Genomic DNA, 9028 nt, shown 5'->3' on the forward strand with positions numbered 1-9028 from the left:
TGAAAAGGCGACCCTACTGATGGAGCAGAACAAGTATGTCTTTGATGTGATTATCAAAGCGTCGCCAAGGTCAAGCGCACCTGTTGTGGTGTCATAGCAATTTGGCAGTTACTGTAGCGCTGGATTAAGGCTCGGTCTTTTTCGGTTAGAGGACGGGGCTTTTTCATAAGGCGTCCTCTACTGCTAGAGTTTCTATGTCTTGTGCCGGGGCCAGTACGGTGATGGCTAGTTCAGTACCCCAGTCAAGTTGGTGATCATGGGGTTTCGAGGGAATGCGATCGCGTAGCGGCTCGTACCGAGCATCCCATAGCGGCTCGTACCGAGCATCGTTTTCGTGGTAGGGGTGACCCTCACCATCAGGGTGAATTGGTTTTAACATAGGATTTATCTCCTTGTCTAAGGGGAGGACCCAGAAGCCAGCGCCAGTCGTGTAATCTTTGCGCTGGCTTCTTTGTATCTCCTTACTTTTAAGATAACACAAAAACTTTAAATAGGATTCAACCGTTAAAAAACTTAAAAAACTAATTTGGGAGTAGCGTCAGAGTATTTTTGTTGTTCGCCTGACGGTGTTTTACGTACTGACTATGCTAATTAGTTGTGAAAATTTAATTAATAAAGTAGTGATGTTATCAACTTTTTGAGGTAACTTAAACGGCGGGAAGTTAAGCATAGTAAAGCGTTTATAGACTTTGGTACTATCTCAAATCTAATTCCTTAAAATGCAATTTTTAAAGAAAGCTAAAGCTTGACAAAAAAACTTGTTTTGCTATATGGTATTTGAGGCTCATATTGTTGGAAGACGTCATGAGCTTGACAACAGTATGAATTAGTGTTTAAAACATTGAATAAACTTGTGTTCACAAGTTTTAATTCAGATAAAAATCACGTTGTAGTAGGCAAATAATTGCGGTCGCTACAGAAAAATTAATCAGGGAAATATCTATGACAATATTTGTTTCATATTTTGTTATTATTTATGAACATACCATGGAGGTTGAGCCAATGGATATCATTGATATCGAGGTGCAGGAAACGATTTTCCGAGGCAAGACTATTTTCCCAGTTGACTAACCAAAGTTATTGAAACTATGCTCAATTGCAACAGATTAGGTTGTTTGTGCCAGACCAGCGTATCTCTGGGTAAAGTTCAGCGGTTGAAGAGGGTGATTGTATTAATCACAATCTTTGCTTTACTCGAAATGGTTGTGGGCTTTGTTAGCCACAGTTTAACTCTCAAAGCTGATTCCGCTCACATGCTGGCAGATATTGTAGCAATGAGTATTGCTTTGCTTGCTGCATGGCTGGCTCAACGCTCCTCGAAGTCTCGAAAGCAAATGAGCAATCAACCAATTGAAGTTTTAGCTGGTCTGATCAATAGTATCGGTCTAGTGGCTATGTCTGTATGGATTGGGCGAGAAGCGATCGCCCATCTGCAAGGGACACCTGAGGAAATCCTCAGTTTGCCGATGCTAGTCACTGCGTTAATTGGCGTAGTGATCAACAGCATTAACCTCTATTGGCTAGGGGAAAATACCGAGCAAGATATCAATTTGCGTGGTGCGTTTTTGCACGTACTGGCGGACGTAGTTAGCTCAATCGGCACGATAATAGCTGCTTTAGCAGTTGGGATTTTCAACTGGCCTCAGGCGGATGCGATCATCAGCTTTAGTGTAGCTATTTTGATTGGCTTAAGTACTCTTCCTCTACTGCAGCAAACTCTGGAAAAATTATTTAGGGAATCATCAACAACTAAGACGATGGCGATAGAAAAACTCCCTCAACAGTCAGGCTGGCTAGAGTTAGGAAAGACCGATTTAGTGTCTTTGATAAAACTCAAAGAGGATTGAAAATTCCTGGACAGTTATTGAATTTGATCTGATATTTTTCGTGAATTTTTAGGTAAGCATTCAGCGGTCAGCGGTCAGCGGTCAGTGGTCAGCGGTCAGCCGTCAGCCGTCAGCTTTGTGGCACAGGCTAGAAGCCTGTGACGTAGCCCATAAGCTGAAAGCTGAAAGCTGAAAGCTGATAACTGATAGCTGATAGCTGATAGCTGATAACTGATAGCTGACGGCTGATAGCTGAATGCTTACTGCGATGCCAACCAAATTTCTCTAGCAGCAGCGTTTCCATAAAGCTTCCTTGGTTCAACCACTAGCAAGGGTTCACCAACATGCTTAGGTAAGTTAAGGTTGCTCTCGGGGTGTTGCATCGTTGCTGGATGATCTGACAAGTGTTGACTGTCTGCTCTTGGGACTTTTCCTGATTTGCCAGACACTGATAAATCATCTAAATTATCACCAGGCTGGCCCAGGAAATCCGTGACAAAGACTACTGGACGGGAGCTATCCCAATATTCCTGAAGTTTCTGTTTAGTAATCCCGTATTGCGGTTTTGGTCCTGGAAATTCAGGGGGTAAACGATTGAAGCCACTATCTGTCAGAACGAGTACGATCCGATAGGCTGTATTATCTTTGCCTTTAGCCCAACCCGCTGGAAGATCGAAAGATGGGCAAGACAGGGAGGAGGGGAAATTTTTCGGTTCTTCTTTAGTCCCTGGCTTTAGTACTACTTGGTTGAATTTATGATTAGACCTTTGGCAAACGTATTGTCTTGATACTGTTTTCGTCAATTCTTCTCCCCTGTTCCCTGTTCCCTGTTCCCTGTTCCCGATTTCTGCAAGATGTCTATGGTCTTGGTTGAGGTAGTAGCTCATAGCACCAGCAGCTCCTAGTTCTCGTGACCCTTCAAATGTCCAGAGCGTGGATAGTCCTAAGACAGGATTAGCCGTTTCAATCAGGGTTTTGGCGGAACGGATGTCTTGGAGAGTGGTAAAACTATGGGTAAATGTGACATAAACGAAGAAGAAGCTGAGGAAAATAGAGACGGATGCTGACTTGGCACGTTTCAGCAGCAGGAAAATGCCACCAATCAGAAAACCACTACTAAACCAGAGTGCGATCGCATAAATTATGCCATCGAAGTCTCGATAGTTGGATAATTCTGCTAATTTGCTGACCCAATTGGGATTCCAAAGCCTAGCACTAATCCCCACTAACCCGGAAATAACACCTAAACTACAGAAGCTGACCGCTGCTGCAATTCGCCCCTGTCTCTGCTTCTGGTCTTGGCAACGAGACCACCAACCAGCACATAGGATAATTAGGGGTGGGATACTAGGAATACTGTAATATACTAAACGAGACGATAGGGGAAGAAAGGCGACGATAGGCAGTGTTGCCGCAATGACTAGGAGCAATATCCCTGATGACCTGGAATTTGTGAAAGTCTGGTCACTGGAAGCTTCCCTAAACCCTAGCTCCCTCCCTTCTTGCTTCGGGTCCCAATAGGAATCGGATAACCCTACTGAGGTCTCAAAGCAGGGATGGCAGTTTTGGTTTGTGTAGCGGTAACTATTGGGTTGTTGGCTACTATCTGAGTAGTTTGGTGAGTACCTTGGCAAGTAGTTTCGGGAGTAGTTTGGCCAGTAGTCCTGCCAAGCGCTATAGAGTGCTTGGGGTAGTACCACTATCCACGGTAGGCACCAGATTGCTGTTACAACTAAATAGCCTATGGCACTGACTTTAGATACTTCATAATCTGGTGGCCATCGGGTATCCGCTATCCGCTTGAGATTTTCGTTGAACAGAAAGTAGTGGAAAAAGCCTGGGTTAGCCTGTTCTACTGCCATAAACCATGGCAAGGTTACTAGAGAGGTCACGATTATTCCTAGCCGAATTCGCAATTGCTGGAATAGTCTCCAGCTCCGTTGTCTAAATGCGATCGCTAAACAACCAATCAGGGGAAATCCTAGGAATACTGGCCCTTTGGTTAAGACACACAATCCTAAAAGACTATACAGACTTAACCAGTAGATCCAACAGTGAGGTGCCCTCTCTAACCGCCACAAGCAATAATAGGTAGCTAAGAGCAAGGTGGCCAAGAGTACATCGATCAGAATCTGGTGGGTAAACACAAACCAGCCAGTAGTCGAGCAAAGCATTAAAGCTGCTAGACGACCAGCGGTAGGATTCCAGAGTTCTCGCGCCCATTTCCAGGCAACTATCGCACCAAGCCAACCGATAATGGCTAGAGGGAGCCGTGCTGCGTACTCTGTGGAACCCCATAGGGTCGTACTGGTTGCTATCAGCCAATAAAGTAATGGGGGTTTATTCAGGTAGGGTGAACCGTTGAGATGAGGCGTAATCCAATCCCCACGTAACAGCATTTCATGGGCAACGCCGCCGAAGTGACCCTCGTGGGGTTCATACAATCCATATCCACCCAAGCCATGAATTAAAACCAGCAACCCCAATAGTAATACCATCACGTCACTCCAGCTAGTAGTAGCAGAGCTGATCCGGGCTAATGGTTGATGCTTCAACACAATGGTTAAGGTAAATGATGGGTTTGTATATTACACCCTAATTGCCATATTTGTCAACTTCCTCTAGTAGTATTTGCTTAAAAGCTAGTCCAGCTCCCAATCTTCAATTTGTAGTCCACGAACTCTGCTAAATTCAGCCGTATTATGAGTAACCACAATTAAATTATTAGCAAGGGCGATCGCAGCGATTTGTAAATCATAAGGTCCGATTGGTGTTCCCATAGCTGCTAAATCAGCCCGGATTTGTCCTGCTATTCTGGCAGGATTGCTGTCTAACGGTAGAATCGTAAACTGACTGAAAAATCGTTGCAAAAGTGCTAAATTTATTGACTGTTTGGTACTACGATAAGCACCGTAATATAACTCCATCTCGGTTATGGAGCTGATAAAAATATTCTCTGGTTGTTCGGTAGCAAGGCGAGATGTCACCGCCGGACTGGTATTGTTCAACAGCCGAATGCAAACATTGGTATCCAAAAGGTAGCTCAAAATAGACTCTCCCTGGTTTCAAACTCTTCTTGCTTCCCCCGCTCTAACGGTTCTCCCGCCCAACCCCCAATTACTTCCTCAAAAAAACCAGGCATCCAGCCTTGGGGTGTTTCTAGTTTTAAGGATGATTTTAATGGATTAAAAACCACCATAACTTCTAATTCTTCGTTCGTTATCCCTACTGGAACGTCCAGATGTAAAATACCATCAGACCCCACATGGGAGATTACTTTAATGCTTTCCATCGTGCTTTCTGCGTTATAGAACTTATCCAAGTTTATAGCAGTTCTAAATTGGGTGAGCTACTTCGTCCGGGAAGTGTGGGTCTTGTGGGAGGTGTGGGATGTGTGGGGGCAGAGGAGAGACAGGGAAGTGTGGCTGAAAGGGGTAGGTTTTTTACATCAAGGTCAAACGGTTTCACAACTTGCCTTTTGATTTGGCCTACCCATTTCTAATTTCTTCCGGATCTAGAGAGAGCAATCAAGGATTAAGAAATAGTAGATGCACCCTGACTAATCCCTCAGCTACCCGCTGGGGATTTTTTTTGTTCAATTTTGTCTCAACCAATCTATCAGTTCTAAATTCTTCCGGATCTAGAGAGAGCAATGAAGGAATAAGAAATAGTAGATGCACCCTGACTGATCCCTCAGCTACCGGCTGGGGATTTTTTTTTTCAATCTTGTCTCAACCAATCTATTAGTTCTATGTGGAATAGCCATCTTGGCTGTCTCCTTGGCCTAAGCATTTCTAAATTCTTCCGGATCTAGATAGAGCCATGAAGGATTAAGAAATAGTAGATGCACCCTGACTGATTCCTCAGCTATCCGCTGGGGATTTTTTTTGTTCAATTTTGTCTCAACCAATCTATCAGTTTTATTTGGCTTACCCATTTCTAAATTGTTCCGGATCTAGATCGACCGATGAAGGATTAAGAAATAGTAGATGCACCCTGACTCATCCCTCAGCTATCCGCTGGGGATTTTTTTTGTTTAATCTTGTCTCAAACAATCTATCAGTTTTATTTGGCTTACCCATTTCTAAATTCTTCCGGATCTAGATAGAGCAATGAAGGATTAAGAAATAGTAGATGCACCCTGACTCATCCCTCAGCTATCCGCTGGGGATTTTTTTTGTTTAATCTTGTCTCAAACAATCTATCAGTTTTATTTGGCTTACCCATTTCTAAATTCTTCCGGATCGAGAGAAACCAATCAAGGATTAAGAAATAGTAGATGCACCCTGACTCATCCCTCAGCTAATCGCTGGGGATTTTTTTTGTTCAATTTTGTCTCAAGTAATCTATCACTTTTGAGAAATGCACTCCTGATCAATGCGATGGGTTTTGCCCCGCTACGCGAACGGGTTTCTAAATTGTTCCGGATTAAGATCGACCGATAAAGGATTAAGACATAGTAGATGCACCCTGACTCATCCCTCAGCCAGGGTAAGCGGAAGAAAAAGGGATAACCCATCCTGTTATCGATTCCATAGTAAGGTGTCTAGTCTAAGGTGAACAGAGGTGTAGCAATTGCCCTCTTGAAATTTGGTGTCAGAGTTATGAAAAAAATTCCAACAATTTTTGAACGGGGAGATAATTTTAAGGTTATTAACAAAGTGCGCTCAGGTTGCGAGTGGGTGATCGCTGGCGAAGGAATAGCTACGGAAAAACTTGATGGAACTAATGTACGCTTAAGTGTGGTTTCTGGCAAATGTATACATTTAGAAAAACGGCGTAATCCAACCAAGAAACAAAAACAGCTTGGCATACAAGATGGTTGGTATGTAGATGCTAACTCGGACGATCCAGCTGATCAATGGATCTTTGAAGCGATGAGAAACACAGATCTATCTGACGTACCGGATGGGAAACATTGTGCGGAAGCTTTGGGACCAAAAATTCAGGGTAACCCATTAAAGCTAAAGGAACATATTTGCGTACTGTTTAACTTACAAGCTCCTGTGTTTGAGAATATTGCTAGAACCTTCAACGAACTAAGAGACGCATTAACAGATCTAGAAAGTTTGTATTCCCCTGGGTGCAGGGCAGAAGGAATTGTCTTTCGCCACGAGGATGGACGCCAAGCAAAAATTAAATGCAAAGACTTCTGATTGACGATTGATTATCATTGCCTTTGACATCCCGCTGGATATTTTTGTTATTCAATCTTGTCTCAACCAATCTATCAGTTCTAATTTCTTCCGGATCTAGAGAGAGCAATGAAGGATTAAGAAATAGTAGATGCACCCTGACTCATCCCTCAGCTACCCGCTGGGGATTTTTTTTGTTTAATCTTGTCTCAACCAATCTATCAGTCCTGATCAATGCGATCGCGTTTTGAAACAAGAGTTGTCAAACCATTTCGGAGAGGGGGTTTCCAGCCTAATGGCTAATATTGTACGTATCTCGACCCCAATATCTGGAAACTAAAAAATGAGGAATCACAGTAGTACATAACTACTATCAAAAAGAATTATTATCAAACCAACATGGCTGGCACTGGGGGGTGCGGAATGTGGGTTGATCAGTTTCCTTAAATGATTTACTATGTTCCAGGGAGATTCAGTTGTATTGATTTTTTCTGAATCGTTATACCTCTAGGTCATTAGGAGTGCTGATGAGAAAGTTTACTGCTTTGTTTGCTTTAATTTGTCTGTGTTTGTGGATGTTGTTTCAAGCTCCTGCATTAGCTGAAAGCCGATCCATGCTTGACTACAAGGTCACGCCAGAGGTGATCTACGGCCAAGGGGATGTTATCAAAGAAGACGGTGAATTGGATGATCTCGACTTGTGGATGGATGTCTACGAGCCCCTTGAAGACACGGAAGAAAAAACGGAAGAAAAACCACGACCCGCTGTCATTTTTACCCACGGCGGCTCGTTCCATCGTGGCAGTCCACGCTACACCTACGACGAAGGTGGCGCGCAAGACACCTCCCCGGGGGATTATTGCCGAAAGTTTGCAACGCGGGGCTACGTTTGCTTCGCAATCACTTATCGACTGATACCTGACAACCCAGTAGCGTCGGACTACCCGCCAGAGGATATCGACATGACGAACGTCGAAATCATGATCGATCAGCTGAATAAGGTTCGTAAAATAATGGACCTCGATCCCCTGGATCCTAGCGATCCTGAAGACATGAAACTTATCACCGATGGGGTGCTGTCGGCTGCCGAAGATCTACGTACCGCCGTCAACCATATCCGCAACTCAGCTGAAACGTACAATATCGATCCAGAGCGCATTGTCCTCGGTGGATTTTCTGCCGGAGCCTTAACAACTTTGAACGTCGCCCATGGTATGCACGAACCGGTGGCAGCTGCTTTCTTGCTGTCGGGTAGTATCCTTGGCTTCGACATCCTCAACACGGTAACAGAATCATCGGATAGCCCGCCGATCCTCCTGTTCCAAGGCCAGAACGACCTGGAAGGCTATTTCGTTTCAATGCCCATTCTGATTGAGCATTACAAGGAAGTTGGTGTTCGATATACCTTTGCCTGGGTCCCCGCCTTCGGCCACTTCTACACTTCAGGCGCAACCAGCCTCTCTGGAGACGGTTCAAAGATGTCGGTTGACCAACGGATTATGGAGTTTCTTGAGGAGACCTGGGAGGATTTGTAAATAACGTCAATCCCCCGCTTGCCCCATGGTTAGTAGAGCAGACCTGTTTTGCCATATTGTTCCGGATCGAGATAGATCAATCAAGGATTAAGAAATAGTAGATGCACCCTGACTCATCCCTCAGCTACCCGCTGGGGATTTTTTTTTGTTCAATTTTGTCTCAACTAATCTATCAGTTCTATGTGGAATAGCCATCTTGGCTGTCTCCTTAGCGTAAGCATTTCTAATTTCTTCCGGATCGAGATAGAGCAATGAAGGATTAAGAAATAGTAGATGCACCCTGACTCATTCCTCAGCTACCCGCTGGGGATTTTTTTTGTTCACTCTTGTCTCAACCAATCTATTAGTTTGATTTGGCTTACCCATTTCTAATTTCTTCCGGATCGAGATAGAGTAATGAAGTAATAAGAAATAGTAGATGCACCCTGACTCATCCCTCAGCTACCCGCTGGGGATTTTTTTTGTTCAATTTTATCTCAACCAATCTATTAGTTTGATTTGGCTTACCCATTTCTAATTTATTCCGGATCAA

General features: G+C 43.9%; 9 protein-coding genes. 4 read left to right on the forward strand and 5 right to left on the reverse strand.

What is annotated here, in order from left to right; genetic code table 11:
- Positions 1-163 precede the first annotated feature (163 nt).
- Positions 164-379 carry a hypothetical protein gene (locus F6K37_RS24750; protein ID WP_044492515.1) on the reverse strand — a complete coding sequence of 72 codons (216 nt, stop codon included), beginning with the start codon at positions 377-379 and terminating at the stop codon, positions 164-166.
- A gap of 709 nt (positions 380-1088) precedes the next feature.
- Between F6K37_RS24750 and F6K37_RS24755 the strand changes: the two genes are divergently transcribed.
- Positions 1089-1847 (forward strand): cation diffusion facilitator family transporter, encoded by a 759-nt coding sequence (locus tag F6K37_RS24755; RefSeq protein ID WP_008181676.1) that lies wholly within the window; start codon positions 1089-1091, stop codon positions 1845-1847.
- 127 nt (positions 1848-1974) lie between these two features.
- Here the strand turns inward: F6K37_RS24755 and F6K37_RS24760 are convergent, their stop codons facing one another.
- From F6K37_RS24760 to F6K37_RS24775, 4 genes are all read right to left on the reverse strand, one after another.
- Complete coding sequence (locus tag F6K37_RS24760; RefSeq protein ID WP_287252797.1) at positions 1975-2130, reverse strand: hypothetical protein; 156 nt, start codon at positions 2128-2130, stop codon at positions 1975-1977.
- A complete protein-coding gene (locus tag F6K37_RS24765; protein ID WP_071103057.1) occupies positions 2087-4384 on the reverse strand; it encodes an ArnT family glycosyltransferase in 2298 nt (765 codons plus the stop codon). Before F6K37_RS24765 ends, F6K37_RS24760 begins: the two co-directional genes overlap by 44 nt.
- Positions 4385-4468: 84 nt before the next feature.
- Positions 4469-4873, reverse strand: coding sequence for a type II toxin-antitoxin system tRNA(fMet)-specific endonuclease VapC (gene vapC / locus F6K37_RS24770; RefSeq protein WP_008181669.1), 405 nt, complete (start codon positions 4871-4873; stop codon positions 4469-4471).
- The gene (locus F6K37_RS24775; RefSeq protein ID WP_044492511.1) at positions 4870-5118 is read right to left on the reverse strand and encodes a hypothetical protein; all 249 of its coding nucleotides are present in this window, start codon (positions 5116-5118) and stop codon (positions 4870-4872) included. The genes vapC and F6K37_RS24775 overlap by 4 nt, the downstream gene beginning before the upstream one ends.
- 52 nt (positions 5119-5170) lie before the next feature.
- Here F6K37_RS24775 and F6K37_RS24780 point away from each other — a divergent pair, with 52 nt between their 5' ends.
- The 3 genes from F6K37_RS24780 (at position 5171) to F6K37_RS24790 (ending at position 8496) form a co-directional block, all read left to right on the forward strand.
- Positions 5171-5308, forward strand: a complete 138-nt coding sequence (locus F6K37_RS24780) for a hypothetical protein (protein ID WP_158026238.1) — start codon at positions 5171-5173, stop codon at positions 5306-5308.
- Between the two features lie 1122 nt (positions 5309-6430).
- Positions 6431-6982: an RNA ligase family protein gene (locus F6K37_RS24785; RefSeq protein ID WP_008181664.1), complete on the forward strand. Its 552-nt coding sequence runs from the start codon at positions 6431-6433 to the stop codon at positions 6980-6982.
- Positions 6983-7488: 506 nt separating this feature from the next.
- On the forward strand, positions 7489-8496 hold the full coding sequence (locus F6K37_RS24790; protein ID WP_287252804.1) for an alpha/beta hydrolase: 1008 nt from the start codon (positions 7489-7491) through the stop codon (positions 8494-8496).
- The last annotated feature ends 532 nt before the right edge of the window (positions 8497-9028 follow it).

The sequence above is a fragment of the Moorena sp. SIO4E2 genome (assembly GCF_010671945.1).
GTDB lineage: Bacteria > Cyanobacteriota > Cyanobacteriia > Cyanobacteriales > Coleofasciculaceae > Moorena > Moorena producens.